Raw genomic sequence first — 25,119 nt, forward strand, 5'->3', positions numbered from 1 at the left:
CGGCAAGTCCGGGTGAGAGATTAAGGGAGTGTTAGCAATGATCGTCCGGGGAAAATGGCTGATTGCCGGCCTGCTGATGGCCGCGGCCCCGCTCGCGGGGTGCCGCGACAATCCGCAGGCAAAGGCCGACCTCAATCCGCTCGACGACGGGCTGACCAATGAAGACCCCGCGCTGAAGGGCGCGCTCGAAGACAAGATCATGGTTGACCCCAAGCTGGCCGGGCAGGCGAACCGCAATGCGGCGACGCCGGGCAACCGGCCCGTCGACGGCGGCGTTCCGGGCGTGGCGAGCGGCAAGGCGGCCGCGGCGGCCGAAGCGGCGGCGGCGCAGGCTGCGGGCAAGCTGCTCACCGCGCCCAAGGCACTGCCGTTCGAGGAAGGTTGCAACGGCGATTGCGCCGCCAAGCGCCCGGTCACCATCGGCGCGCTGGCGCGTGAACAGCAAAAGGGCAGCTGCGACGCCAAGCTGACCTACGGCAACCAGTGGGCCGACCGTCTGCCGCCAGCGTTCAAGCTCTATCCGCGCGCGACGCTGCGAGAGGCGGCGGGGGTGGCCGGCGGAAAATGCAACATCCGCGTCGTCAATTTCCAGACCGCCGCCTCGATCCAGGGCGTTCTCGACTATTATCACACGATGGCGGTGCGTGCGGGTTATACGAGCGACCACCGCGTGCGCGGCAACGAACATATTCTGGGCGGGACAAAAGGCGACCTCGCCTATGTCCTGTTCCTGCGCACCGACGGCGGGATGACCGACGTCGATCTGGTCGCATCCGGCGGCAAATAACGCCGCGTTCCCGAACCAGCAAAAAGCCCCCGGGATCGCTCCCGGGGGCTTTTTGTTGGCCGGTGGCCAGAGCGGGTCGGTCAGACCTTGTCGCCGAGCGCGCCCTGCACCTTGCCTTTGATGTTCTGGGCTTCGCCCTTGCGTTCCTGAAGGTCGCCTTCGGCGCGCAGGCGTTCATTGTCGGTCGCCTTGCCGATCGCCTGTTTGGTGTTGCCGATCGCTTCGTTCGTCAGGCCTTTCGCCTTTTCCGTCAGTTCGCCCATGGGGAGTCTCCTTTGCTGCAAAGAGGCGATCGCGCCTCTCGTCAAATCAACGACTTGCCACCCCTCATTGTTCCTTGGTCGCGGGACGAAACGAGACGAAGCGTCGACCGAGGGGCTTAGGCCGCACGCGCGTCCCGCTGCTGCATGAGCAGCGCGCGCAGGCCCATCCGAACCGGCGGCAGCGCGCCAAGCCGCAGCGCCGCATGGCGGAGCGCCATCGCCGGATGGCGGTTGTCGGTGAAGAGGCCAACGATCGCACGCGTCGCCTGAAACAGCGGCCAGGTCTCGGCACGATGCGCGGCAGCGTAGCCCGCAAGGCGGCGCGCATCGCCGACATCATCCGCAAACGCCAACAGCTTCGCGAGCCGGACCGCGCCCGCCAGCCCGAAGTTGAAGCCATGGGCGGTCACCGGATGCATGCCGACCGCCGCATCGCCGATCAGAACCGCACGCGGCGCCGCAAAGCGATGCGCGAAGGTCGTCGTCAGTGGATAGGCATGAAAATCACTCGCCAACGCGACCGCGCCCCATCTGCCGCGCGTCATCGCCGCAATCCGGCGCGCCTTTACCTCGCCGGATTCGGCCATGAAGGCATCGGCGGCTTCGGGCATCAGGGTGATGACTGCCGACGAAAGCCCCTCCCCCAGCGGCAGCATCGCCAGCGTGTGGTGCCGGGCGAACCATTCGGTCGCGACGCCCGCCTTGCAGGGCGCGTGACCTACCCGGCCGACGAGCATCGTCTTGCCGACCGGCCTGACGTCCACGCCGATGCCGAGCTGATCGCGTATCGCCGAAAAGCGCGAGTCCGCCGCGACCAGAAGATCGGTCTCGATCACAGCGCCATCGGCAAGGGTCACGGTGACGCCGCCGCGCCCTGCCTGAACGCGCTCCACCGCGCATCCCGCGCGCAGATCCATATTCGCCTGTCCCGCAACGCTTTCGAACAGCGCCCGGCGCAAATGATGGTTCGACACGAGATGGCCGAGCGGCCGCGCGTCGCCGGCCCCCGGATCGATCCGCATCGCAAACCGCGCCCGGCCGCTCAGCACCTCGGCGCGGTCAAGGCGGTGAATGTCCGCCGCCGGAATCCGCGACCAGGCATCCAGGTCGCGCAGCGCGCGTTCGGACCGATGCGTCAGCGCAATCTCGCGCCCGTCGAAGCGCGGTTCGGCCAGTGCGGCAAGCGGCGCGCGCTCGATCAGCGTAATCTCGGCGGGCGTATCCGCCAGCGCGCGCGCGAAACTCAGCCCCGCCGGTCCCGCCCCGACGATGACGATCCGGCGCCGCGTGCCACCCATGCCCATGCCTCCTTGTCAGAGACACCGGCATGGCAGCGCCGCGCGGGCGGCGCATTGCGCTGGATCAATATCAGATGAGCCCGGCGAGCGGGCTCGACGGATCGGCGTAGCGACGCTGGCCCATACGGCCGGCGAGATAGGCATCGCGCCCCGCCTCGACCGCGAGCTTCATGGCGCGCGCCATGCGGATGGGGTCTTTGGCTTCGGCGATCGCGGTGTTCATCAGCACGCCGTCGCAGCCGAGTTCCATCGCCACCGCCGCATCGCTCGCCGTCCCGACGCCCGCATCGACCAGCACCGGCACCGACGCCCCCTCGACGATCAGGCGGATCGTCACCCGGTTCTGGATGCCCAGCCCCGACCCGATCGGCGCGCCGAGCGGCATGATCGCAACCGCGCCCGCATCTTCCAGCTGCTTGGCGGCGATCGGATCATCGACGCAATAGACCATCGGCAGAAAGCCTTCCTTGGCCAGCACCTCGGTCGCCTCCAGCGTTTCGCGCATATTGGGATAGAGCGTCTTCGCTTCGCCCAGCACCTCCAGCTTCACCAGATCCCAGCCGCCCGCCTCGCGCGCCAGCCGCAAGGTGCGGATCGCGTCGTCGGCATTGAAGCAGCCGGCGGTATTGGGAAGATAGGTGATCTTCTTCGGGTCGATATAATCGGTCAGCATCGGCGCGGTCGGGTCCGACACATTGACGCGCCGCACCGCAACGGTGACGATTTCCGCACCCGACGCGGCGACTGCCGCCGCGTTCTGCTCGAAATCCCTGTACTTGCCGGTGCCCACGATCAGGCGCGAGCTAAAGGTCCGTCCGGCAACGCTCCACTGGTCGGTCAACAACCGCCTCCTACAAAATGAACGATTTCCAGCGCATCGCCCTCAGCAAGCGCGATGTCGGCGAGCGTCGAGCGCGGTACGATCTCGCGATTGCGCTCGACCGCGACCTTCTTGACGTCGAGGCCCAGCGACGCGACCAGATCGGCAATGCTGCCTGCGCGCACCTGCCGCGGATCGCCGTTGAGAATGATGGAAATCACGAGTCCCGCCTGCTTTGCCTTTTGACGTGCAGCCCATATAGGGGGAGCGACCCGCGTCGCAACCGAAAGACCGTGCCCTTGTCCAACGAGTGTTCCGAAACGCCCGCCGTCTTTGTCCTTTCGGGCCCCAACCTCAACCTGCTGGGCACGCGCGAGCCCGAAATCTATGGGCATGACACGCTGGAGGACATCCACGAGCGGCTCGCCGAGCGTGCGGCGGCACTGGGTCTGCGCGTCGATTGCCGCCAATCGAACCACGAAGGCACGCTGATCGACTGGCTACACGAAGCGCATTTCGCCAGCGCCAAGGCGGTGCTGCTCAATGCCGGGGGCTATACGCACACATCGGTCGCGCTGCACGACGCGATCAAGTCGATCCGCGTTCCGGTGATCGAGGTCCATCTGTCGGACCCGATGAAGCGCGAATCCTTTCGCCATATCAGCTATATCGGCATGGCGGCGGCCGCGCATTTTGCAGGCCACGGCGCAGACAGCTATATGCTGGCGCTGGACGCCGCCGCGCGCTTCTGACAAGAGGCGCGATCAGAAACGGGGTCAAGGCACGCGATCAACAGTGCCGCAACAACAGGAAATATCTCATGGGTGACCATAAAGAGCACGGCATCAACATCGATCCGGCCTTCGTCCGCGCGCTCGCGGAACTGCTCGACGACACGCAGCTTTCCGAAATCGAGGTCGAGGACGGCGAACGCAAGGTGCGCGTTGCGCGGACGCTGACCGCCGCCGCGGCGCCGGTCGCTTTCGCGCCGGCCCCGGTTGCCGCGCCCGTCGCTGCCGCACCCGCAGCCGCCGCGCCGGCCGCCGTAGCTGCCCCCGCCGCCGACAGCTTCGCCGACGCCGTGAAGTCGCCGATGGTCGGCACCGTCTATCTTGCTGCCGAACCGGGCGCGCCCAATTTCGCGAGCGTGGGTTCGGCGGTGAAGGAAGGCGATACCATCCTGATTATCGAGGCGATGAAGGTGATGAACCCGATCACCGCGCCCACCTCGGGCACGCTCAAGGCCGTGCATGTCGAGAACAGCCAGCCGGTCGAATATGACCAGCCGCTCTTCACCATCGGCTGAGGGACCGCCGATGGCCATCGAGAAACTGCTCATCGCCAACCGCGGCGAGATCGCGCTGCGTATTCACCGCGCCTGCCACGAAATGGGCATCAAGACGGTCGCGGTCCATTCGACTGCCGACGCCGATGCGATGCATGTCCGCCTGGCCGACGAAGCCGTCTGCATCGGCCCGCCGGCGGCGAAGGACAGCTATCTCAACATCCCGGCAATCATTTCGGCTGCCGAAGTGACTGGCGCCGACGCCATCCACCCCGGCTATGGCTTCCTGTCGGAAAATGCGCGCTTTGCCGAGATTATCGAAGCGCATGACATGATCTTCGTCGGGCCGAAGCCCGAACATATCCGCACCATGGGCGACAAGGTCGAGGCGAAGCGCACCGCGGTCGCGCTCGGTCTCCCGGTGGTGCCGGGTTCGCCCGGCGCCGTCACCTATGGCGAGGAAACGAAACGGATGGCCGAGGAAATCGGCTATCCGGTGCTGATCAAGGCCGCGTCGGGCGGCGGCGGCCGCGGGATGAAGGTCGTCCCCGACCCCTCCGGCCTCGAAAGCCTCATGGGTCAGGCATCGAGCGAGGCTGCGGCGGCGTTCGGCGATCCGACCGTCTATATGGAAAAATATCTCGGCAACCCGCGCCACATCGAATTTCAGATTTTCGGCGACGGCAAGGGCAACGCCATCCATCTCGGCGAACGCGACTGTTCGCTGCAGCGCCGCCACCAGAAGGTGCTCGAAGAAGCCCCCTCGCCCGTGATTTCGGCCGAAGAGCGCGCCCGCATGGGCGGCATTTGCGCCGATGCGATGGCAAAGATGGGCTATCGCGGCGCGGGGACGATCGAGTTTCTGTGGGAAAATGGCGAATTCTATTTCATCGAAATGAATACGCGCATCCAGGTCGAACATCCGGTGACCGAGATGATCACCGGCTTCGACCTCGTCCGCGAACAGATCCGTATCGCCGACGGCATGGGTCTTTCGGTGCAGCAGAACGAGCTGGAATTCCGCGGCCATGCTATCGAATGCCGGATCAACGCCGAAGATCCGCGTAACTTCCTGCCCTCACCGGGCAAGGTGACCAATTATCATGCCGCCGGCGGCATGCATGTGCGCGTCGATAGCGGGCTTTATGCCGGCTATTCGATCCCGCCTTATTACGACAGCATGATCGGCAAGCTGATCGTCTATGGCCGCACGCGCGAAAGCTGCATGATGCGGATGCGCCGCGCACTCGAGGAAATGGTTATCGGCGGGGTGAAGACGAACATTCCGCTGCATCAGGCGCTGCTCGCCGATCCCGACGTCATCCACGGCGATTATACGATCAAGTGGCTGGAGGAATGGCTGGCGAAGCAGGATGCCGACAACAAGGCCTGACGCTGCCCCCATCGACGCCGGGTTCGCGCGCGGACACGACGGATTGTGTCCCAGCTCACTTTCGCACGGGGGGATTATTGGCTATGGGCCTTAACCATGGCCAGAAATCTCCCCCTTTACGCGCGCCCGGCCGCGGCGCTTATCCTCCCGCTGACCCTGCTTGCGGCGCCCGTCGCCGCACAGACGAGCGTCAAGGAGGACTCGGTCGTTCTGCAACCCGACAAGGTGACCGATGACGCGCCCGAGATCGAAACGGTCGCCGAGGCCAATCTGCCGAGCTGGAGCGTCGACAATGCCAGGGCGCTGCTCGCCTTCATCCAGTCGGCGGGCGATGAAGGCCTGTTCCCCAAGGATTACAATCCAGAAGCGCTGAAGGCCGCGATCGACGGCGGCAATCAGATCACGCTCGACAAGGTCGCGACCGATAGCTTCCTGCTGCTCGCCACGCACATGCGCGACGGCCGCACGCCCAATGCTGCGCGCAAACAATGGTTCATGACCGATGGCGACGCGCAGACCGAACCGCTGATCCCGCTGCTCGGCAGCGCGCTCACCGCGAACGACGTCGCGCAGGCGCTGGTCAGCCTCGACCCTGTCCATCCCGATTTCGCGGTGCTGAAAGCCGCGCTCAAGACCGCAAAGACGCCCGCCGACGCCAACGCGATCCGCGTCAACATGGAACGTTGGCGCTGGATGCCGCGCGATCTTGGCGAAGGCTATGTTGTCAGCAACGTGCCCGAATATCTGACCCGCGTCGTCCATGACGGCGTCGTCATCGCGACGCACAAGGCGGTCGTCGGCAAACCGTCGACCCCGACGCCGCAGCTCAACCCCATGGCGACGGGGATCATCGTCAACCCGACCTGGACGCTGCCCAAGAGCATCATCGCCGAAGGCATCGGATCGACGATTGCGACCAATCCGGCGCGCGCCCGCGCGCAGGGCTATACCTGGACGGGCAGCGGCAAGGCGCTGTCAGTGGTGCAGCAGCCGGGTGCCAACAATGCGCTGGGCGTCATGAAGCTCGAAATGCTGAACCCGCACGCCATCTATTTGCACGACACGCCCTCGAAGGGCGCGTTCGCCGCGGATTCGCGCGCCTTCAGCCACGGCTGCATCCGCACCGAAAAGGCGCTGCATTTCTCTGGCCTGATGGCGGTGATGTTCGCCGGCCGCACGCCCGAGGAATTCGGGGATGTCGTCGCTAGCGGCAAGACGACGCGCTTCGGCTTCGAAAAGCCCTTCCCCGTCTATGTCGCTTATTGGACCGTCGTCCCCGACGGCAAGGGCGGCATCAAGAAGCTGAACGACCTTTACGGCCGCGACGCGCCGGTGGTGACGAGCTTCGCCAAGCCCGGCCGCGCCGCTGCCGTGGTGATTTCGCCGACGCCGCCCGCGGTCGTTCCGACGACGCAGACGGTGCAGGCGCCCAAACCCGAAAAAGGCGCAATCTACTGATCAAGCGGCGACCGGGCGGCGATGCCCCCGGCTCCGTTCTTCCTTTCGGAATCGGATGACATTGCGTTGACATCCTCGGGCATGAAACCCGAGAATTCTCAATCAGCCTTGGTCGGCATCGATCCCTGGGTGGCGCCGGTGCGGATGATATTGTCGGCGACCGGCGGCAATTCGAAGGGCAGCGGAGACGCGGGCGCTAAGCTCAGCTTGTCGGCGTAGAGCAATCGGCCCGGCCCCAGCTTGTATAGAATTTGCGGCAGCAACTCCTCTCCGAACACGAAACAGCCCTCGCTGCGCCCCAGCTTGCCTTGCGTCGCGATCAGCGACGGCTCGGCGTACCAGGCGCCATGCACGACGATCGCGCGCATGTCGGCATTGCTGTTGTCGGCCTCCAGCCCCGCGAGCCGCATCGACGATCCGTTCGATCCCCAATAATAATCGCTCGTGCGATAGGCGCCGCGCGACGAGGCTAGTGAGCCGGGGACGTTCGAAAAGGTCTTGAGCCATCCGTCATGCTGCGGGTCGGATCCGCGGCCATGGGTGACCGGATACATGTCCACCTTGCCGGCGATCAGATCGACGAGCGCAAAGCGCGGGCGATAGGAGGGCAGCCCGAAATCGACGATCCCGACACGGTCGGCCTGCGCGATCCGGTTGCCCTGCCGCGCCAGCTGTTGCCGCGCGACGGCCAGATAGTCGACCGGCGGTGTCGCCGCCTGCCCATGCCCGGTGATCCAGTCCGGAAGTGGGGCTGCGCGCGCCGATGTCGCGGCCAGCGCCCCCGCGCCCGCCATCGCCGCCAGCATAGCCCTGCGATCGATCAATTCTTTCACGTGCAACCCAGCCCTCATTGCCGCCTTTGGCGGTCCCTCGGCAGACTATAAGCCGTGGTTCGGGCGCCAAAGGCAAGGAGTCCAAGCCTCTTCATGCGGGCAAATGTGCCATATATGCCATGAATAGTGCGTTTACGTTCCATTACGCTCCCGTTAGGAACTGCGCCATGAAGGCAACCATCTGGCATAACCCCGCCTGCGGCACTTCGCGCAAGACGCTGGCGATTCTCGAGGAAACCCCCGGCGTCGATGTCGAGGTGATTCAATATCTGACAACGCCCTACAGCGCCGACAAGCTGCGCCAGTTGTTTCGCGACGCGGGTCTGAGCGCGCGGGACGCGCTGCGCCTGCGCGGCACCGATGCCGAGGAACGCGGCCTGCCCGACGCCGACGAAGAAGCAATTATCGCGGCGATGGTCACCAACCCCGCCTATGTGAACCGCCCATTCGTCGAAACCGACAAGGGCGTCCGCTTCTGCCGCCCGCAGGATGTCGTGCGCGAGATTCTCTAGCAGTGTGGCCCGATCGGCGGTCCGCCGTCAGATCAGGAACATCATCGCCGCGGTAAAGAAGATCGCGAAGCTTTCCGCGAACAGACGAAAATCGCTGTCGCGCGACCAGAGCGCGGGACGCTCGCGCTGCGCCGCAAGCGCGCCACGCAATTCGCCCTGCCAATCCTCCGGCGCGCTCAGCCGCGCAAGGACCAGTTGCCGGGCGCCATAAGCGCGGATGCGCTCGCGGATGTCGATATGCTCGTCCGAATCCATGCCCGGCAGGCTAGGCGCCCGTTAACGAGTCGATAAGGTTAAAAGAGTGTTAACATCGCCGCCGTCCCGGCGCGGGACGCCTTGCCCTGCAGGTGTTAATCCATCGGCCGCACGCGCACCGCGCGCGCATCGGCGAGGCCGCGCTGAAAGGGTTTGCACGCCTCCGGCCGCATCCGCGGCCCCAGGCACAGCCGTACCTCGGTCAGCCAATCGCCGCGATCGGTCGCGACCGCGATCATCCGCTCATCGATGCCGCGATTGACCTTCGCAAAGGCGCGCCGCACGTCGCCCGCGGTGCGGACGTGCCCCGACAGCGCCTTCATGTCGGGGAAGCGCACGGCGCGGAACAGGATTTCGGCGGCGCGAAAATAGGCGGCGGGGTTGGAACTCATGCAGGTGCCGTGCTTCGCCCATTCATGCTGCAAAAGCTGCGCCGAAGGGGTCATGCACATATGGCGGCGCAGCACTGGCGCGGCGACGATCTTCGCGGGACGGCACCATTGGGGATAGGCCGGTGTATCGGTCTCGGGCCACAGACCGTGGAGCACCCATCCGAAACGCCCGTTTTCGCCCGAACATTGGAACCGGTCGCGTGCATCCTTGGGATTGCGCGCGCCTGCGCAATGCTGCGGGGACCAGCTCATGCTCAGCAGATAGCCGGTCGTCGGCGGCTTGCGGACGGGTTCGCCGCGCGCGGGCCGCTCGATCCGCGGCACCGGCGTCCGGTCGGGCGCGGCACAGGCCAGCGATTGCGCCTGCGCCGCCGCGGGGGCGAGCAGCAGAGTCAGCGCCAGAAGCGCCTTTCCTATCTTCCGCTCGTGCTGATCCTGTCGAAACACCGTTCTTCCTTGCCAAGGATGATGAAGGTCCACCCTTCAGACAAGCGCAGGGCGAGCGGATAGGGAGGGCGTATCAGACGAGCGCAAAATCGAGCCCGATGTCGGCCGCCGGCGCCGACTGGGTCAGGCGCCCGACCGAAACAAAGGTGACGCCGGTCGCGGCGATGGCGCCAATCGTGTCGAGCCGCACCCCGCCCGACGCCTCGGTCGGAACGCGCCCGGCGACGATCACCACCGCCTCGCGCAGTTGGTCGGGGGTCATATTGTCGAGCAGCAGATGCGTCGCGCCCGATGCCAACGCGGCCTCGACCTGGTCGATACGGTCGACCTCGACGATGATATCGGCGATTCCCGCCGCCACCGCCCGGCGCACCGCCTCTTCGACCGATCCCGCGACCGCGACATGATTGTCCTTGATCATCGCCGCGTCCCAAAGGCCCATGCGGTGATTGGTCGCGCCGCCCATGCGGGTTGCATATTTCTCCAGCACGCGCAGGCCGGGGATCGTCTTGCGCGTATCGAGCAGCGTCGCGCCGGTGCCGGCGATCGCATCGACATAGCTACGCGTCATCGTCGCAATGCCCGATAGATGCTGGACGGTGTTGAGCGCCGACCGTTCGGCGGTCAGCATCGCCCGCGCATTGCCCGAAAGGCGCATCAGGTCGGTGCCGGCGGGAACGCATGCGCCCTCCTCGACCAGAATCTCGATGACCATATCGGGCGCCAGCGCGCGAAAGAATCGCTCGGCGATCGGCAGCCCCGCAACGCTAATCGCATCGCGGCTGTCCATCACCCCGGTGAAAACGGCGTCGGCGGGGATGACGGCCATCGACGTGATGTCGCCGCCGCTCCCCATATCCTCGGCAAGCGTCGCACGGACGAAGGCGTCGAGGTCGAAATCGGGTAAGGAAAATCCGGTCATGCCCCGGCGATAAAGCGTGGCGGGCGCAAATCAACTTGACGTTTACGTCAACTGGCGCTGACATGGGTGCAAATAGCAAATTGGAGAGAGAGACATGCAATCGCCCATCTGCGCCATGCTCGGAATCGAATTTCCGTTGCTCGCCTTTTCGCATTGCCGGGACGTCGTCGTCGCGGTGTCGAAAGCCGGCGGCATGGGCGTGTTCGGCGCCGCTTCGTTGCCGCCCGAGCGACTTGAGGAAGAGCTTGCGTGGATCGACGCGCACATCGGCGGCAAGCCCTATGGCGTCGACCTGATCGTCCCCAACAGCTTCGCCGGCAAGGGCGAGGCACCGGCGGCGGGCGCGGCGCGCGTGCCCGAGACGCATCTCGGCTTCGCGGCCGATGTGCTCGACAAATTCGGCGTCGATGCGGCCGGCCTCGACGGTGCGACCGAAGCGCGGCAGAGCTTCGGCGACAATATGCATGAAGAAGGCGCGGCGAAGCTGCTCGAAGTTGCGTTTCGCCATCCGATTCGCCTGATCGCCAACGCGCTCGGCGTGCCGCCGCAACTGATGCTCGAACTCGGCAAGCGGCACGGCGTGCCGGTCGCCGCGCTCGTCGGCACCCGCGATCATGCGCTGGCGCAGGTCCGCGCCGGGGTCGATATCCTTGTCGTTGCGGGCGGCGAAGCGGGCGGCCATTGCGGTGAGGTCGCAACGATGGTGCTGGTGCCTGAGGTGGCTGCGGCGCTCGATGCCGTCGGCGCGACGACGCCGATCCTCGCTGCGGGGGGCATCGTCACCGGGCGTCAGATGGCCGCAGCGATGGCGATGGGCGCGCATGGCGCCTGGTGTGGATCGGTGTGGCTGACCACGTCGGAAGCCGAGACCAATCCGGTGGTGAAGGAAAAAATGCTCGCCGCCTCGTCGCGCGACACGGTGCGATCGAAGAGCCGGACGGGCAAGCCCTCGCGCCAGCTCCGCTCGCCCTGGACCGATGCGTGGGAGGCCGAGGGCGCGCCGAAACCGCTCCCGATGCCGCTGCAATCGCTGGTCAGCGAACCCGCGCTGCGCAAGGTCGACAAGCTGTCCGAAGGCGGTCACGAAGGCGCCAAGCAGCTCGCAACCTATTGGGTCGGCCAGGGCGTCGGCCTGATGAACGAGGCGATGAGCGCGGGCCAGGTCGTCCAGGCGTTCAAGGAAGACTGGATCGCCGCTTGCGAACGGTTGAACGGGTTCGTGGGAGAATGATGAAAGCCAAATCATCATCGCGAGCGCCCGCAGGGCGCGTGGCGATCTCCAGCCATCGTAACGTCATGCCGACAGCTGGAGATTGCGTCGTCGCCTGCGGCTCCTCGCAATGACGGAGCGAGTTACGCAACCGTCGCCTTGACGATCTTGCCGGGCTCGCGCGGCGGCTCGCCCTTGGGCAGCGCGTCGACATTTTCCATGCCTTCGATCACTTCGCCCCACACCGTATACTGGCGGTCGAGGAAGCGCGCATCGTCGAAGCAGATGAAGAACTGGCTGTTCGCGCTGTTCGGATTCTGCGCGCGCGCCATCGAACAGACGCCCCGGACATGCGGTTCGGCGTTGAATTCGGCGGGCAGGTCGGGAAGCTTGCTGCCGCCCATGCCGGTGCCGGTCGGATCGCCGCCCTGTGCCATGAAGCCGGGGATGACGCGGTGGAAGACGACGCCGTCGTAAAAGCCTTCCTGCGCGAGCTGGGTGATGCGTTCGACATGCTGGGGCGCGAGGTCGGGGCGCAAGCGGATGACGACGTCGCCGGTCGACAGCGACAGGGTAAGGGTCTGTTCGGACATGGTGTCTCTCCTTCGAATGAGTTGGCGCCGCCATAGCGGCGCGCCGCGCCAATGCCACGCACTAAATTCGGCTGCAGCGTTGCCATGACGCGCGTCCGCGACTAGTGGAGGGCCTTCGACGCCGTAGCAGCCAGGGAGGACCGCGCGATGGACAAACGCGAAGATTCCCTGCCGCCCGAAGACGTGCTCACCGCCGACGGGCTCGATCATGACCCCGGCCATCCCCCGCGCGAAACCGAAACCGAACTCGACGAAGACGATCGCCTGAAACCCGCGTTCGTGCGCGACGTCATCGATCTTGCCGAAGAGGGCGAGGTCGAGGCGGCGCGCGAACGCGTCGGCCGCCTGCACCCTGCCGACATCGCCGACCTTTTCGAGCTCGTCTCTGACGAAGACCGCCCGCTCCTGGCGCAGGTGCTCGGCGACCTTCTGTCGCCCGACGTGCTGGCGGAAATGAACGATTATGTGCGCGAGCGGCTGATCGATCTGCTCGCGCCCGAACAGGTCGCCGAAATCGCGTCCGAACTCGACACCGACGATGCCGTTGCGATCATCGAGGATATGGAGGAGGACGAGCAGCAGGCCGTTCTCCGCGCCATGGAGCCCGAAGATCGCGCCGCGATCGAGGACGCCCTCTCCTTTCCCGAGGAGTCCGCCGGGCGCCTGATGCAGCGCGAATTCGTCGCGGTGCCCGAACATGTCACCGTCGGCGACGTCATCGACCGGCTGCGCGAGGATGTCGATCTCGCCACCGACTTCTGGGAAATCTTCGTCGTCGACCCGATGCACCGCCCGGTCGGCACCTGCCAGTTGAGCTGGATATTGCGGGCGCCGCGCAGCGTCGCAATCAACGACATAATGAGGCGCGAACAGACGCTGATCCCGGTCGACATGGACCAGGAAGAGGTCGCGCTGCGCTTCCAGAAATATGCGCTCATCTCGGCCGCGGTGGTCGACAGGGCGGGGCGGCTCGTCGGGATGATCACGGTCGACGACGTCGTCCACATCATCCAGGAAGAGGCGGGCGAGGATATTTTGCGCCTGTCGGGTGCCGGCGACGGCGACATCAACGAACCGATCACGCTGACTATCCGCACCCGGCTGAGCTGGCTGGTCGTCAATCTCGGCACCGCGATGCTCGCAGCATCGGTCGTCGGCATCTTTGAAACCGCCATTGCCAAATATGCGCTGCTCGCGGTGCTGATGCCGATCGTCTCGGGCATGGGCGGCAATGCCGGAACCCAGACGCTCGCCGTGACCGTGCGCGCGATCGCCACCAATCAGCTTACCGCGTCGAACACGATGCGCATGATCCTGCGCGAATTTCGCATCGCGACAGTCAACGGCCTCTCGCTCGGCATTCTGATCGGCGCCGGCACCGCGCTCATCTTCGGCAACCCGCTTCTGGGTGCGGTGATCGCCTCGGCGATGCTCATCAACAATCTGGTTGCGGGGCTCGCGGGCATATTGGTGCCGGTAACGCTCGACCGTTTCGACATCGATCCGGCGGTGTCGTCGGCCGTCTTTGTAACGACGATGACCGACATGATGGGCTTTTTCTCGTTCCTCGGGCTTGCGGTGCTCAGCGGCCTGACGGCGATGGGCTGACCCAAATCGCTGGATTTGCACGCTTCGCCGGGCTCCCCGAAAATTTTTTCATCGCGGCGATTTTTTTGCGGAACTTATCCCTCGCAACGCGGGTTTCCCATTTGAGCAGCGATCATCGCCCCCCCGCAGCGCTGCTCAGCAACATTGGCCCGGCTCGCATTCCCTCCCCCCCCCTCGAAGCGCGCCGGGCCATTTTGCAAAAAATCCCGTGAGAGGTGACAGACTATGACGAGTGCTCGCGTAATCCTTCTTACCCTGCTCGCCAGCTTTCTGGTCGCTGGCTGCAACACGGTGAAGGGCGTCGGCCGCGATATCGAATCGGTCGGCCAAGCCGGCGACGACGCCATTCACTGATCGGCGGGTTACTTACCCTTTAGCCTCTTCCGGAGGCTCGACAGGCGCCGCTTCGGCGCCTGTTTTGCGTCGGCGCTGGGTAAACCAGATCGCAAAGATCGAAATCTCGTAAAGGAAGACAAGCGGCACCGCGAGGAGGAGCTGGCTCATCACGTCCGGCGGCGTGAACACGGCGGCGATCGCGAACGCCGCGACGATCATGTAGCGGCGCGCGCCAATCAGCTGCTGGCGCGTCACCAGCCCGGCGCGCTCGACCAGCATCAAAAGGATCGGCAACAGAAAGGCGATGCCGAACGCCATGATGAACTGCATCACGAAGCTCAGATAATTGCCTACTGACGGCAGCGCTTCCTGCGTCACGCCGCCGATCTCGCCCTGATAGCCGAGCAGGAATTTCAGCGCGATCGGGATCGTGATGAAATAGGCGAAGGAGGCGCCGATCGCGAACAGGACCGGCGTTGCGAAGAGGAAGGGCAGCAGGGCGCGCTGCTCCTTGCGATAAAGGCCCGGCGCGACGAATTTCCACAGCTGATTGGCGATCACCGGAAAGGCGATCATCATCGCCGCAAACAGCGCAACCTTGATCTCGACGAAAAACGCCTCGAACAATTGCGTGTAGATCAGCTTGCCCTGCCCCGCCGCGACGAGCGGGTGCACCAGCACGCCGAAGATCGGTCGCGCGAAATAGAGGCACACGCCGAATGCGAGCGCGATCGCGAGTAGCGATTTCAGCAACCGCGACCGCAGCTCGATCAGATGGTCGAGCAGCGGCATCTTGCCGCCCGCGCCATCCTCATCCTCTTTATGAACCGGCGTATCGGCGCTCATGGTAACGGGCCGTCCTTCGGCGGAACGGCGTGGGTTTCCGGCGGAGTTTCGGTCGACGTACCGGACGGAGCGGCGGTAGGCGGCGTCAGGGCCGCGGAATGATCGGGATCGACGGGCGGCGTTTCGCCGGCGTCGGCCGCGGCCGCGTCGGGCAGCGAGGTCGCCGGAATCATCGGCGGCGCATCGACGCCATCGAGGCGCGGGAACTGGCGCATGATCGCGTCATTCTGTTCGCGCCACTGCTTTTCCAGCTCCTCAAGCTCGGCCTCGCGCATCATCGTGTCGAGTCCCGAACGGAAGTGACGCGCCATGCCGCGGGCCTTGGCGACCCATTTGCCGACAAAACGCATCGCCTTCGGCAGATCCTTGGGTCCGATGACGACCAGGGCTACCACCACGACGAGCAGCAACTCGGTCGGCGCGACGTCGAACATCGTTCAGGCCTTCCCCCGCGTGCGGGCCGCGATCAGCGGTTTTCGGTTTCCGCGGTGGGGGTCGGGGTGGCCTCGGGCGCGCGCTGACCGTCGATCTGGCGCGGTGCGGGCGGCGGCACATCGTCTTCGGCCATGCCCTTCTTGAAGCTTTTGATGCCCTTGGCGACGTCGCCCATCATGTCCGAAAAGCGACCCTTGCCGAACAATAGCAGGACGAGAATCCCGACCACGAGCCAGTGCCAGATGCTGAAGCTACCCATCTCAAATTCTCCTTGAGGCCGCTATCTAGGCTTCCTCGCCGTCTTTTACTAGGTCCAGTTCGTCCATCGCCGCATCGAAGGCGAGATCGACCGGGTCGAGCAGGCCCGCCGCGCGCAGATCCTCGATCCCGGGCAGATCCTTGCGGCTCGCGAGCCCGAAATGCTGCAGGAAAGCGTCGGTGGTCTTGTAGATCAGCGGCCGCCCCGGCACCTCGCGCCGCCCGGCAGGCGCGATCCATTCGGCCTCCATCAGCACGTCCAGCGTCCCTTTCGACGTCTGAACGCCGCGGATCGCCTCAATCTCGGCGCGGCTCACCGGCTCGTGATAGGCAATGATCGCCAGCACTTCCGCAGCGGCGCGCGACAGCTTGCGCGGATCGTCGCGTTCGCGGCGGAGCAGATGCGCAAGATCGGCGGGGGTCTGGAAATGCCAGTGGCCGCCGCGCTCGACCAGTTCGATACCGCTCCCCGCGTGGCGCGCCGCGATCGCCTGCAGAATCGCGCGCACTTCGCCCGGCGTCAGTTCGTCGTGGAAACGCCCGGCAATCTGTCGCGCATCGAGCGCCTCGTCGCTGGCAAAGACCATTGCCTCTATCGCGCGTTCGCGGTCGTCGATCTCGCTCATCCCTGGCTCGCTTTCAGATAGAGGGGCTCGAACGCCGCCTCCTGCCGCAATTCGACCCGCCCCTGCCGCGCCAGTTCGAGCGCGGCGACAAAGCTCGACGCGATCGCCGACCGGCGCAGCGGCCCTTGATAATCGGGGGGCAGAAAGGCCGACAACTCGGCCCAATCGAGCTGGATGCCCAGCATCCGCTGCAAGTGGGTGAGCGCCGCGTCGAGCGTCACCACGGGACGCCGCGCGACCATATGCACGACGGGTTCGGTGCGCAGCTTGACCTGCCCATAAGCCGAGAGCAGATCGTACAGGCTCGCATCCCAGCGCCGCACCTTCACATCCTGCAACCCCTCGGGATTCGGACGCAGGAAGACGTCGCGGCCGATCCGGTCACGCGCCAGCAGCCGCGCCGCCGCCTCGCGCATCGCCGCGAGCCGCTGCAAGCGCAATTGCAAACGCAGCGCCAGTTCGTCGGGCGACGGATCTTCGGCCGGATCCTTGGGCAGCAGCAGCGCCGATTTCAGATAGGCAAGCCACGCTGCCATCACCAGATAATCGGCCGCAACCTCCAGCTTTGCGCGCATTTCGGCGATGAAGGTCAGATATTGTTCGACCAGCGCCAGGATCGAAATCTGACGCAGGTCCACCTTCTGACTGCGCGCGAGCGTCAGCAGCAGGTCGAGCGGCCCTTCCCAGCTTTCGAGATTGAGCTGGAGCGCATCCTCGCGCTCCGCCGCTGCCGGCACGACTTCATATTCGAGCGGCAGTTCCTCCATCGATGCCTCAGCCCGCCATCACGCCAGCGCCAGCAGCGCGTCGCGCTGGTCGATCAGCGCCGCGAACTGGCGCTCGTCGTGCATCCCGGCGATCCGCTCCATCGCGCCTTCGAGCCGGGCGAGCGAGTCCGCGCCGATGGGGTCGAGTGCGTTGGCGATGCCGACCATGTCGTCCATCTTCGCCCAGCAGTTGAGCGCCAGGTCGCAGCCCGCGGCGATCGCCGCCGCCGCGCGCGTCGGGACGTCGCCCGACAGCGCCTCCATATCGAGGTCGTCGGTCATCAACAGGCCGTGAAAGCCGATGCGCTGACGGATCACGCTGCCGATGATCGTCGGCGAAAGCGTCGCGGGCAGATCGGGATCCCACGCCTTGAAGATAACGTGGCAGGTCATCGCCATCGCCGCGTCACGCAGAGCAGCAAAGGGCGCAAGGTCGGTCTGCAACTCGCGGTCGTGGGCATCGACGACGGGCAGTGCCTTGTGCGAATCGATCAGCGCACGGCCATGCCCCGGAATATGTTTGACAACCCCGACGACGCCGCCGTCCTGCAATCCGCTCAGGATCGCGCGGCCCAGCGCCGCAACGCGCATCGGCTCGCTGCCCAGCGCGCGATCGCCGATCACATCGCTTGCCCCCGGCTGGCGCACGTCGAGCAGCGGCAGGCAATCGACGGTGATCCCCACTTCGGCAAGCATGGAGGCGAGCGCCATCGCATTGAGCCGCGCCGCCTCGATCGCGCTCGCCGGCGCGCGTTCGTACAGCGCATCGAACGCCGCCCCGCTCGGAAAATCGGGCCATTCGGGCGCCTTCATGCGCGCGACGCGGCCGCCTTCCTGATCGATCAGGATCGGCAGATTGGCGCGCCCGTCAAGCTCGCGCAGCGTGTCGGTCAGGCGGCGAAGCTGGGTGCGGTTCTCGATATTGCGGCCGAACAATATATAGCCCGCGGGCGCGCTGTCGCGAAAGAAAGCGCGCTCGTCGTCGGTCAGCGTCAGGCCCGACAGGCCGAAGATCGCGGGTATCATCGTACGTCAACCTCCACCGGCGGACGCCCCCTCAGGCATCGGCCAAGGGATCGACTATGCCATAGCCGGTGCGGCGAACCAACGGCGGGTGCGGCAAAACGGGCGATATCAACGAACGACGACGCAATTTTCGCCCGCAACACGCAATTTTCCGCACAAATTCGATGCGTTAGCCGCCGTACCCGTCGCCACGCGCAAACGGTAGACGGTGCCGCTCCCGGTCTTCACCGGCGAAACGAACCGGTTCAATTCGGACAGATAGGCAAAGCGCTTGCTCAGATTGCCCCACGCCTTGTTCGCCGCCGCCTCGCTGCTGAACGCGCCAAGCTGAACCAGTCCGGTCGCGGCGCCAGCCGCCTCGGCCTGCGCGCCTGTCGCTTCGCCGGTCTTGACCGACATCGCCGCGGGCTTGGGCTTGCCCTTGTCAGCCGCCGCGATCCGCGCCGCTTCGGCCTTTGCAGCGGCGGCCTTGTCGGCCTGCGCCTTCGCGGCCTCGGCCTGCGCCATCGCGTCGCGTTCGGCGGGTGTCACTGCGGGTTCCTCGGGCATGCGGCTCGGATCGACCTTGCCCCCGGGGGTCAATCCTTCACTCGCCGCAAAACTCGCTGCGCCCTCACCCTCGAACGTCTTGGCGCCGTCGGTCTTTGGGGGCACTTTGTAGTCGCCCTTGTCGGCGACGATCAGCTCGCCCTGCCCGCGCGCGCCGCCGTTCTGGACCCACCACAGCCCGCCGAGCACAGCACCGATCAGCAGAAGCCCGCCGAGCACCATGATGAGCAGGCGCGCGGGCGAGACTTCGGCATCATCCTCGAAACCTTCGGCGGGTTCCAGCCACGGCAGGCGATCCTCGTCCTCCAGCCCCAATCCCGCATCCGTCGCCATCACGCCATCTCCTCGAGCGCCTCCACCCCCATCAGGTGCAGCCCGTTGCGGATAACCTGCCCGATTCCATCGGCCAAATAAAGGCGGGTTGCGGTCAGTTCGGCGTCATTTGCCAAAATGATACGGGCGTCGGGCCGATCGTTGCCCATGTTCCACCACGCATGAAAGGCCGCGGCGACATCGCCCAGATAAAAGGCGATGCGATGCGGCTCGCGCGCCGTCGCCGCCGCCTCGACCGTGCGCGGGAATTGCGCGAGCAGCTTGACCAGCCCCAGCTCATAGGCGTTGAGCCGCGCGATGTCGGGCGCCGCCGCAGCGATACCCGCATCGGCGAGCTTGCGCTTCAGCGATGCGATCCGCGCATGGGCATATTGAACATAGAAGACCGGATTGTCGCGCGACGCCTCGACCACCTTGGCAAAGTCGAAATCCATCTGCGCGTCAGCCTTGCGCGTCAGCATGGTAAAGCGCACCGCATCCTTGCCGACCTCATCGACGATGTCGGCGAGCGTGACGAAATTGCCCGCACGCTTCGACATCTTGAACGGCTCGCCATTCTTGAGCAGCCGGACCATCTGGACCAGCTTGACGTCGAACTTCTTGGCGCCGCCGGTCAGCGCCGCGACCGCCGCCTTGATGCGCTTGACCGTCCCCGCATGGTCGGCGCCCCAGATGTCGATCAGCTCGTCGGCATCCTGCGCCTTCTGATAATGATAGGCGAGGTCGGCGCCGAAATAGGTCCAGCTCCCGTCCGATTTCTTGATCGGCCGGTCCTGATCGTCGCCGAACTTGGTCGAGCGGAACAGCGGCAGTTCAACCGGCTCCCAATCCTCGGGCGTCTCGCCCTTCGGCGCTTCGAGCACACCGTCATAGACCAGGTCATGCTCGCGCAGCCATTTTTCGGCGGCGGCGGGCTTGCCCTCGGCCTGCAGCTCGGCCTCCGACGAGAAGAGATCATGATGGATGCCCAGCTTGGCGAGGTCGGCGCGGATCATGTCCATCATCGCGCTCACCGCCTCGGCGCGGAACAGGCCGAGCCACGCGCTTTCGGGCGCGCCGACATAACGGTCGCCATATTCGGCGGCGAGCTTTTCAGCGACGGGCTTCAGATAATCGCCGGGGTAGAGCCCCTCGGGAATCGCGCCGATATCTTCGCCCAGCGCCTCGCGGTAGCGCATGTGGACCGAGCGCGCGAGCACATCGACCTGCGCACCGGCGTCGTTGACATAATATTCGCGCGTGACCTTGTGCCCCGAATATTCGAGCAGCGCCGCCAGCGCGTCGCCCACCACCGCGCCGCGGCAATGGCCCACGTGCATCGGGCCGGTCGGGTTCGCCGACACATATTCGACATTGACGCGCCGCGCGGCGCCCATCGCCGAGCGGCCATAATCGCCCGCCTCGGCATGGATCAGCGCCAGCTCGCCGCGCCAGCTATCGTCGGCGACGCGCAGGTTGATGAAGCCCGGTCCGGCGACGCTCGCTTCGGTCACTTCGCCGATCGCCGTCAGTTCGGCGACGAGCAGTTCGGCGAGCGTGCGCGGGTTCGTCCCTGCGGGCTTGGCGAGCACCATTGCGGCGTTGGTCGCGACATCGCCATGCGCCGGGTCGCGCGGCGGCTCGACGCTGATCGCCCCGCGATCGAGCCCGGAGGGCAGTGCCCCGCGCGCGACAAGCGCATCCAGAGCGGTATCGATATGGTCGGAAAAACGGCTGAACAGGGTCATGGGTCAGGTCAATCTTCGGTCAAAAGGTCGGTCGGCGCCCTACCGCAGCTTGGCAGGCACGAAAAGCCCCGCGTCGCCCGGATGGCGGCGCAGGGTGAAACGGATGCGAACGGCGCGCGCATGCGCGCCGCCGCGACGCCTATCGTCGGACGTTATATTCGAGCTGTTCCTGCGTCAGCTGAAAGCCGACGAGCAGTTCGAAGCTCGCGCGCTGCACCGCGGCGCGCACTTCGGGGATGCTCAGCGGGTCGATCGCGGCGTCGGCATCGCCGGCGCGGCGCTTGCGGTTGATGCGTTCCTGCACATCAGCGGGCAGCGTCGCGGCGGCGCGGTCGACATAGGCGGCCGCCTGGGCATGGCCGCTGCCGCGCGTCTGGCCTTCGGGGAAGGAGACGGTGACGGTGCCGAGCCGCTTGGCCACGACCGCGGTGCCGCCCTGGACGACAGTCGCGAAATAGGGAAGCTCGACCGTCCGGGCCGGGCCGGCATCGCGGCGCGTCGCCACGACGTCGAAATCGGCAAGCTGATAGACTTTCTCCGCCTGGTCGTTGCACTGCGGCACAACATGGGTGATCGTCGCGACGACGTCGACCGCGCTCGCATCGCGGCTCGTCGCCGGATCGAACAGCGTGATGTCGCCGGTGTGCAGCGGCACGGCAACCGCCGGACAAGCGCTGCGCGTCGCGGTGATGCCGACGCCCGACGACAGGTCGATATCATTGTCCTTCGCGCACCCCGCGACCATGACCATGGCGGCCGCGCCGCACAGCATGGCGATTGATTTACGGGGCGGGACGAAACTGGGCATCATGATATAGCTTTCCAATCAGGCGCGGGCCGCGGAGGACGAACGTCACCGCTCCATGCGCGCCGCTTCTTATCGGTGCGATGAACAAGGCGCAACATGGACGAAGCGGCTTTACCTTGTCACGGCCGCTGCGCTAGAGCGCGCGGGTCATGACAGATCTTACGCAATCCGCCGCCGAAGCCCCGGAACTCAAGGTTTTGGTGGCTGCCCCACGCGGCTTTTGCGCCGGCGTCGACCGGGCGATCCGCATCGTCGAGCTCGCGATCGAGCGTTATGGCGCGCCCGTCTATGTCCGGCACGAGATCGTCCATAACCGCTATGTCGTTGAATCGCTGAAGGCGAAGGGGGCGATTTTCGTCGAATCGCTCGATCAGGTACCCGACGGCGTTCCGGTCGTGTTCAGTGCGCACGGCGTTCCCAAGGCGGTTCCGGCAAAGGCCGAAGCGCGCGGGCTCGACTATATCGACGCGACCTGTCCGCTGGTATCCAAGGTCCACAAACAGGCCGAGCGCGCCAACGAACAGGGCCGTCACATCATCTTCATCGGCCACGCCGGCCACCCCGAAGTCATCGGCACGCTCGGCCAATTGCCCGATGGCGCAATGACGCTGGTCGAATCGGTCGACGATGTCGCCGCGCTGTCGCCCGCCGATCCCGATAATCTCGCCTTCCTGACCCAGACCACATTATCCGTCGACGACACGCGCGACATCGTGGCGGCGCTGCAGCATCGCTTCCCCACCATCCAGGGGCCGCGCGGCGAGGATATCTGCTATGCCACGTCGAACCGGCAGGAAGCAGTGAAAGCAATCGCCGGCCAGTGCGACCGCGTCATCGTCATCGGCGCGCCCAACAGCTCGAACAGCCTGCGTCTCGTCGAAGTCGCGGAACGGCTCGGCACCCCTGCCCACCTCGTCCAGCGCGGCACCGACGTCGAACCCGCATGGCTGGCGGGGATCGCGACGCTTGGCATTACCGCCGGAGCCAGTGCGCCAGAAACACTGGTGCGCGAGGTAATCGACGCGGTCGCGGCGCATCGCGCGATCGTCGAAGATGTCGTCGTCACGGCCGAGGAGCATATGACCTTCAAGCTCCCCCGCGGGCTCGAGCCGGCGGCCGCCTGATGGCCGTCTATACCGCGGTCGACCCCGACGATCTCGCCGCGCTGGTCGGCCGTTACGACATCGGCACGGTGCTGTCGTGCAAGGGCATTGCCGAGGGCGTCGAAAACAGCAACTTCCTGCTCGAAACGACCGGCGGGCGCTTCATCCTGACGCTGTACGAAAAGCGGGTGCAGGAGGGCGACCTGCCCTTCTTTGTCGATCTGCTCGGCCATCTCGCACGGCGAGGCTGCCCGGTGCCGGCGATGATCCGCGACCGCGACGGCCGCGCGATCCAGCAGATTTCGGGGCGCCCCGCCTGCATCATCCAGTTTCTCGCGGGCATTTCGCTGACGCATCCGACCCCCGCGCAATGCGCCGCTGCGGGTGCCGCGCTCGGCGCGATGCACAAGGCGGTCGAAGATTTTTCCGGCGCCCGTGAAAACAGCATGGGCCGCGCGCATTGGCGCGGCGTCGCCGCCGCTGCGGGCGATCTGGACACCGTGCTTGCCGGGCTGCAGGCAATCGTCGATGGCGAGCTTGCCTTCCTCGACGATCGCTGGCCGACAGACCTGCCGCGCCACGTCATCCACGCCGACTTGTTCCCCGACAATGTGCTGATGCTCGGCGATCGCGTGACCGGTCTCATCGACTTTTATTTCGCGGCGACCGACTTTCGCGCCTTTGACCTCGCGGTCACCCATGCCTCTTGGACCTTTTCCGACGACGGCCGGACCTGCGACAGTGCCCGCGCGTCGGCGCTGATGCGCGGCTATGCTTCGGAAATCGATCTCAGCGCAAACGAAGTCGCCGCGCTGCCGCTGCTCGCACGCGGCGCTGCGCTGCGCTTTCTGCTCACCCGCGCGCACGATTGGATCCACACCCCCGCTGATGCGCTGGTCACACGCAAGGATCCCGCGCCCTTCCTCGAACGCCTGCGCCGCTACCAGGCCGCCGACGCCGCCGACCTGTTCCGCGCGGGATGAGCGCTGCAATGGGCAAAGGCCATACCGTAATCGTGGCGACCGACGGCGCCTGCAAGGGCAATCCCGGCCCCGGCGGCTGGGGTGCGGTGCTGCGCTGGGGCGATGTCGTCAAGACGCTGTCGGGCGGCGAGGCGGATACCACCAACAACCGCATGGAGTTGCTCGCCGCGATCGAGGCGCTCGCCGCGCTCAAGCGCCCGTGCAAGGTCGAACTGTCGACCGACAGTGTCTATGTCCGCGACGGCATCACCAAATGGGTCCATGGGTGGCAGCGCAACGGCTGGAAGACCGCCGCGAAAAAGCCTGTCGCCAACGCCGACCTGTGGCAACGCCTGGTGCGCGAGGCCGCACGGCACGAGATCGAATGGCTGTGGGTCAAGGGCCACGCCGGCCACGGTGACAACGAACTCGCCGACAAGCTCGCGAGCGACGCCGCGTTGGCGATCAAACGCTAGGCGGCACGGGCCGACACGATGCGGCTAACCCTGTGCGGCAGTGGGGAGCAGCAGACGTTGCCGAAATCTCTTTTGCGTACCCCGGCGAAGGCCGGGGTCCACGGCCCTGTGCCGGCAATGTCAGCGCTGGACGCCCTGGACCCTGGCCTTTGCCGGGGTAAACAATATCAATGCCGCCCCTCTATTCGTTCGCAAAGCGCGCTCAGGCCGGCTTCCAGCTCTTGCGGTCTTCGGCCTGCTTCAGCACCTCGAACGCCGCCTGCCCGGCCGCGAAGCGTTTGGCAGCGTCGGCGTCGCCGGGCTTGACGTCGGGGTGGCATTCCTTGGCATAGGCGCGCCAGGCCTTTTTGGCCGCGTCGAAGTCGGCGTCGCTGTCGAGCCCGAACACCTCCAGCGCGCGCATCTCGTCCGCGCTGCGACTGCCGTCGCCCGGGCCGCCCCAGCCATAATGCTGTGCGCGGGCGTAACTGCGTGCGCCCTGCGCCTCTTCGGCGGCGCGCGCCGCGGCGTCTTCGGCGCTCAGGCCTGCGAAATAGTCCCAGCCGCGATTATATTCAGCGGCATGGGCTTCGCAGAAATACCAGCGTTCAGGACTGTTGGGCGATTTGGGTGCGGGGCATCGTCCGGGGGCGTCGCAACCATGGCGGTCGCACAGACGAACCTTTTGCGCCTCGCGGCCCTGCCCATAGGCGCGCCAGCGGGGGAAACCCCAATCGTCGGATCTCTTGGCGCGGCTCATCGGGACCATGTAGCGGCTCACGGCAGCGATTGCTACCCGAGCCGGCCAAAAT

At 65.9% G+C, this 25,119-nt stretch carries 31 protein-coding genes; 12 read left to right on the plus strand and 19 right to left on the minus strand.

What is annotated here, in order from left to right:
• Positions 1–37 precede the first annotated feature (37 nt).
• Positions 38–787: a hypothetical protein gene (locus MU856_RS09585; RefSeq protein ID WP_217372401.1), complete on the plus strand. Its 750-nt coding sequence runs from the start codon at positions 38–40 to the stop codon at positions 785–787.
• A gap of 80 nt (positions 788–867) precedes the next feature.
• Here the strand turns inward: MU856_RS09585 and MU856_RS09590 are convergent, their stop codons facing one another.
• From MU856_RS09590 to thiS, 4 genes are all read right to left on the minus strand, one after another.
• Positions 868–1,050, minus strand: coding sequence for a CsbD family protein (locus MU856_RS09590; protein WP_062902757.1), 183 nt, complete (start codon positions 1,048–1,050; stop codon positions 868–870).
• A 116-nt stretch (positions 1,051–1,166) separates the two neighbouring features.
• A complete protein-coding gene (gene ubiM, locus MU856_RS09595; RefSeq protein WP_263587445.1) occupies positions 1,167–2,348 on the minus strand; it encodes a 5-demethoxyubiquinol-8 5-hydroxylase UbiM in 1,182 nt (393 codons plus the stop codon).
• Between the two features lie 70 nt (positions 2,349–2,418).
• Positions 2,419–3,189, minus strand: coding sequence for a thiazole synthase (locus MU856_RS09600; protein ID WP_234179908.1), 771 nt, complete (start codon positions 3,187–3,189; stop codon positions 2,419–2,421).
• Positions 3,186–3,389, minus strand: a complete 204-nt coding sequence (gene thiS / locus MU856_RS09605) for a sulfur carrier protein ThiS (RefSeq protein WP_234179906.1) — start codon at positions 3,387–3,389, stop codon at positions 3,186–3,188. Before thiS ends, MU856_RS09600 begins: the two co-directional genes overlap by 4 nt.
• Positions 3,390–3,467: 78 nt before the next feature.
• On the opposite strand from thiS, the gene MU856_RS09610 reads away from it, so the two are divergent.
• The 4 genes from MU856_RS09610 (at position 3,468) to MU856_RS09625 (ending at position 7,304) form a co-directional block, all read left to right on the plus strand.
• Positions 3,468–3,920: a type II 3-dehydroquinate dehydratase gene (locus MU856_RS09610; RefSeq protein WP_062902761.1), complete on the plus strand. Its 453-nt coding sequence runs from the start codon at positions 3,468–3,470 to the stop codon at positions 3,918–3,920.
• A gap of 68 nt (positions 3,921–3,988) precedes the next feature.
• The gene (gene accB / locus MU856_RS09615) at positions 3,989–4,474 is read left to right on the plus strand and encodes an acetyl-CoA carboxylase biotin carboxyl carrier protein (RefSeq protein WP_003047748.1); all 486 of its coding nucleotides are present in this window, start codon (positions 3,989–3,991) and stop codon (positions 4,472–4,474) included.
• Between the two features lie 10 nt (positions 4,475–4,484).
• Positions 4,485–5,846, plus strand: a complete 1,362-nt coding sequence (gene accC / locus MU856_RS09620) for an acetyl-CoA carboxylase biotin carboxylase subunit (RefSeq protein ID WP_058812720.1) — start codon at positions 4,485–4,487, stop codon at positions 5,844–5,846.
• Positions 5,847–5,942: 96 nt separating this feature from the next.
• Entirely contained in the window at positions 5,943–7,304 is a 1,362-nt protein-coding gene (locus tag MU856_RS09625; protein ID WP_263587446.1) for a L,D-transpeptidase family protein, read from the plus strand.
• Between the two features lie 98 nt (positions 7,305–7,402).
• Here the strand turns inward: MU856_RS09625 and MU856_RS09630 are convergent, their stop codons facing one another.
• Positions 7,403–8,137, minus strand: a complete 735-nt coding sequence (locus tag MU856_RS09630; protein WP_263587447.1) for a murein L,D-transpeptidase catalytic domain family protein — start codon at positions 8,135–8,137, stop codon at positions 7,403–7,405.
• A 167-nt stretch (positions 8,138–8,304) separates the two neighbouring features.
• On the opposite strand from MU856_RS09630, the gene MU856_RS09635 reads away from it, so the two are divergent.
• The gene (locus MU856_RS09635; RefSeq protein WP_062902764.1) at positions 8,305–8,649 is read left to right on the plus strand and encodes an arsenate reductase family protein; all 345 of its coding nucleotides are present in this window, start codon (positions 8,305–8,307) and stop codon (positions 8,647–8,649) included.
• 27 nt (positions 8,650–8,676) lie between these two features.
• Here the strand turns inward: MU856_RS09635 and MU856_RS09640 are convergent, their stop codons facing one another.
• The 3 genes from MU856_RS09640 to nadC all read right to left on the minus strand — a co-directional run bounded on the left by MU856_RS09640 (position 8,677) and on the right by nadC (position 10,665).
• Complete coding sequence (locus MU856_RS09640) at positions 8,677–8,904, minus strand: hypothetical protein (protein WP_062902765.1); 228 nt, start codon at positions 8,902–8,904, stop codon at positions 8,677–8,679.
• A 95-nt stretch (positions 8,905–8,999) separates the two neighbouring features.
• A complete protein-coding gene (locus MU856_RS09645) occupies positions 9,000–9,743 on the minus strand; it encodes a ribonuclease T2 family protein (RefSeq protein ID WP_263587448.1) in 744 nt (247 codons plus the stop codon).
• A gap of 73 nt (positions 9,744–9,816) precedes the next feature.
• Entirely contained in the window at positions 9,817–10,665 is an 849-nt protein-coding gene (gene nadC / locus MU856_RS09650) for a carboxylating nicotinate-nucleotide diphosphorylase (RefSeq protein ID WP_263587449.1), read from the minus strand.
• A gap of 94 nt (positions 10,666–10,759) precedes the next feature.
• On the opposite strand from nadC, the gene MU856_RS09655 reads away from it, so the two are divergent.
• Positions 10,760–11,896 carry an NAD(P)H-dependent flavin oxidoreductase gene (locus tag MU856_RS09655; protein ID WP_003047772.1) on the plus strand — a complete coding sequence of 379 codons (1,137 nt, stop codon included), beginning with the start codon at positions 10,760–10,762 and terminating at the stop codon, positions 11,894–11,896.
• Between the two features lie 122 nt (positions 11,897–12,018).
• Here the strand turns inward: MU856_RS09655 and MU856_RS09660 are convergent, their stop codons facing one another.
• Positions 12,019–12,468, minus strand: a complete 450-nt coding sequence (locus MU856_RS09660; protein WP_058812727.1) for a peptidylprolyl isomerase — start codon at positions 12,466–12,468, stop codon at positions 12,019–12,021.
• Between the two features lie 147 nt (positions 12,469–12,615).
• On the opposite strand from MU856_RS09660, the gene mgtE reads away from it, so the two are divergent.
• Positions 12,616–14,076: a magnesium transporter gene (mgtE, locus tag MU856_RS09665; RefSeq protein WP_186402310.1), complete on the plus strand. Its 1,461-nt coding sequence runs from the start codon at positions 12,616–12,618 to the stop codon at positions 14,074–14,076.
• Positions 14,077–14,301: 225 nt separating this feature from the next.
• A complete protein-coding gene (locus MU856_RS09670) occupies positions 14,302–14,430 on the plus strand; it encodes an entericidin A/B family lipoprotein (RefSeq protein WP_003047780.1) in 129 nt (42 codons plus the stop codon).
• Positions 14,431–14,442: 12 nt separating this feature from the next.
• Here MU856_RS09670 and tatC read toward each other — a convergent pair whose 3' ends face one another.
• From tatC to MU856_RS09715, 9 genes are all read right to left on the minus strand, one after another.
• Complete coding sequence (gene tatC, locus MU856_RS09675; protein WP_003047782.1) at positions 14,443–15,258, minus strand: twin-arginine translocase subunit TatC; 816 nt, start codon at positions 15,256–15,258, stop codon at positions 14,443–14,445.
• Entirely contained in the window at positions 15,255–15,692 is a 438-nt protein-coding gene (tatB, locus tag MU856_RS09680; RefSeq protein ID WP_062902767.1) for a Sec-independent protein translocase protein TatB, read from the minus strand. The genes tatC and tatB overlap by 4 nt, the downstream gene beginning before the upstream one ends.
• A 32-nt stretch (positions 15,693–15,724) precedes the next feature.
• Positions 15,725–15,952, minus strand: coding sequence for a twin-arginine translocase TatA/TatE family subunit (locus MU856_RS09685; RefSeq protein ID WP_062765399.1), 228 nt, complete (start codon positions 15,950–15,952; stop codon positions 15,725–15,727).
• Positions 15,953–15,977: 25 nt separating this feature from the next.
• Positions 15,978–16,577: an SMC-Scp complex subunit ScpB gene (gene scpB, locus MU856_RS09690; RefSeq protein WP_062765402.1), complete on the minus strand. Its 600-nt coding sequence runs from the start codon at positions 16,575–16,577 to the stop codon at positions 15,978–15,980.
• Entirely contained in the window at positions 16,574–17,344 is a 771-nt protein-coding gene (locus MU856_RS09695) for a segregation and condensation protein A (RefSeq protein ID WP_263587450.1), read from the minus strand. Before MU856_RS09695 ends, scpB begins: the two co-directional genes overlap by 4 nt.
• Before the next feature lie 18 nt (positions 17,345–17,362).
• Positions 17,363–18,370: a beta-N-acetylhexosaminidase gene (gene nagZ, locus MU856_RS09700; protein ID WP_062902769.1), complete on the minus strand. Its 1,008-nt coding sequence runs from the start codon at positions 18,368–18,370 to the stop codon at positions 17,363–17,365.
• 108 nt (positions 18,371–18,478) lie between these two features.
• On the minus strand, positions 18,479–19,252 hold the full coding sequence (locus MU856_RS09705) for an SPOR domain-containing protein (RefSeq protein ID WP_234179892.1): 774 nt from the start codon (positions 19,250–19,252) through the stop codon (positions 18,479–18,481).
• Positions 19,252–20,979 (minus strand): arginine--tRNA ligase, encoded by a 1,728-nt coding sequence (gene argS, locus MU856_RS09710; protein WP_263587451.1) that lies wholly within the window; start codon positions 20,977–20,979, stop codon positions 19,252–19,254. The genes MU856_RS09705 and argS overlap by 1 nt, the downstream gene beginning before the upstream one ends.
• A gap of 139 nt (positions 20,980–21,118) precedes the next feature.
• On the minus strand, positions 21,119–21,790 hold the full coding sequence (locus MU856_RS09715; protein WP_003047809.1) for a hypothetical protein: 672 nt from the start codon (positions 21,788–21,790) through the stop codon (positions 21,119–21,121).
• A 146-nt stretch (positions 21,791–21,936) separates the two neighbouring features.
• Here MU856_RS09715 and ispH point away from each other — a divergent pair, with 146 nt between their 5' ends.
• The 3 genes from ispH to rnhA are packed head-to-tail and all read left to right on the plus strand — an operon-like array spanning position 21,937 to position 24,328.
• Positions 21,937–22,911, plus strand: coding sequence for a 4-hydroxy-3-methylbut-2-enyl diphosphate reductase (ispH, locus tag MU856_RS09720; RefSeq protein WP_062902772.1), 975 nt, complete (start codon positions 21,937–21,939; stop codon positions 22,909–22,911).
• The gene (gene thrB / locus MU856_RS09725) at positions 22,911–23,873 is read left to right on the plus strand and encodes a homoserine kinase (RefSeq protein ID WP_263587452.1); all 963 of its coding nucleotides are present in this window, start codon (positions 22,911–22,913) and stop codon (positions 23,871–23,873) included. Before ispH ends, thrB begins: the two co-directional genes overlap by 1 nt.
• A gap of 8 nt (positions 23,874–23,881) precedes the next feature.
• A complete protein-coding gene (rnhA, locus tag MU856_RS09730; protein WP_003047820.1) occupies positions 23,882–24,328 on the plus strand; it encodes a ribonuclease HI in 447 nt (148 codons plus the stop codon).
• A gap of 202 nt (positions 24,329–24,530) precedes the next feature.
• Here rnhA and MU856_RS09735 read toward each other — a convergent pair whose 3' ends face one another.
• Entirely contained in the window at positions 24,531–25,067 is a 537-nt protein-coding gene (locus tag MU856_RS09735; RefSeq protein WP_062903249.1) for a DnaJ domain-containing protein, read from the minus strand.
• Between the last annotated feature and the right edge of the window lie 52 nt (positions 25,068–25,119).

The organism is Sphingopyxis sp. GC21 (assembly GCF_025727575.1).
GTDB classification, from domain to species: Bacteria; Pseudomonadota; Alphaproteobacteria; order Sphingomonadales; family Sphingomonadaceae; genus Sphingopyxis; species Sphingopyxis terrae_A.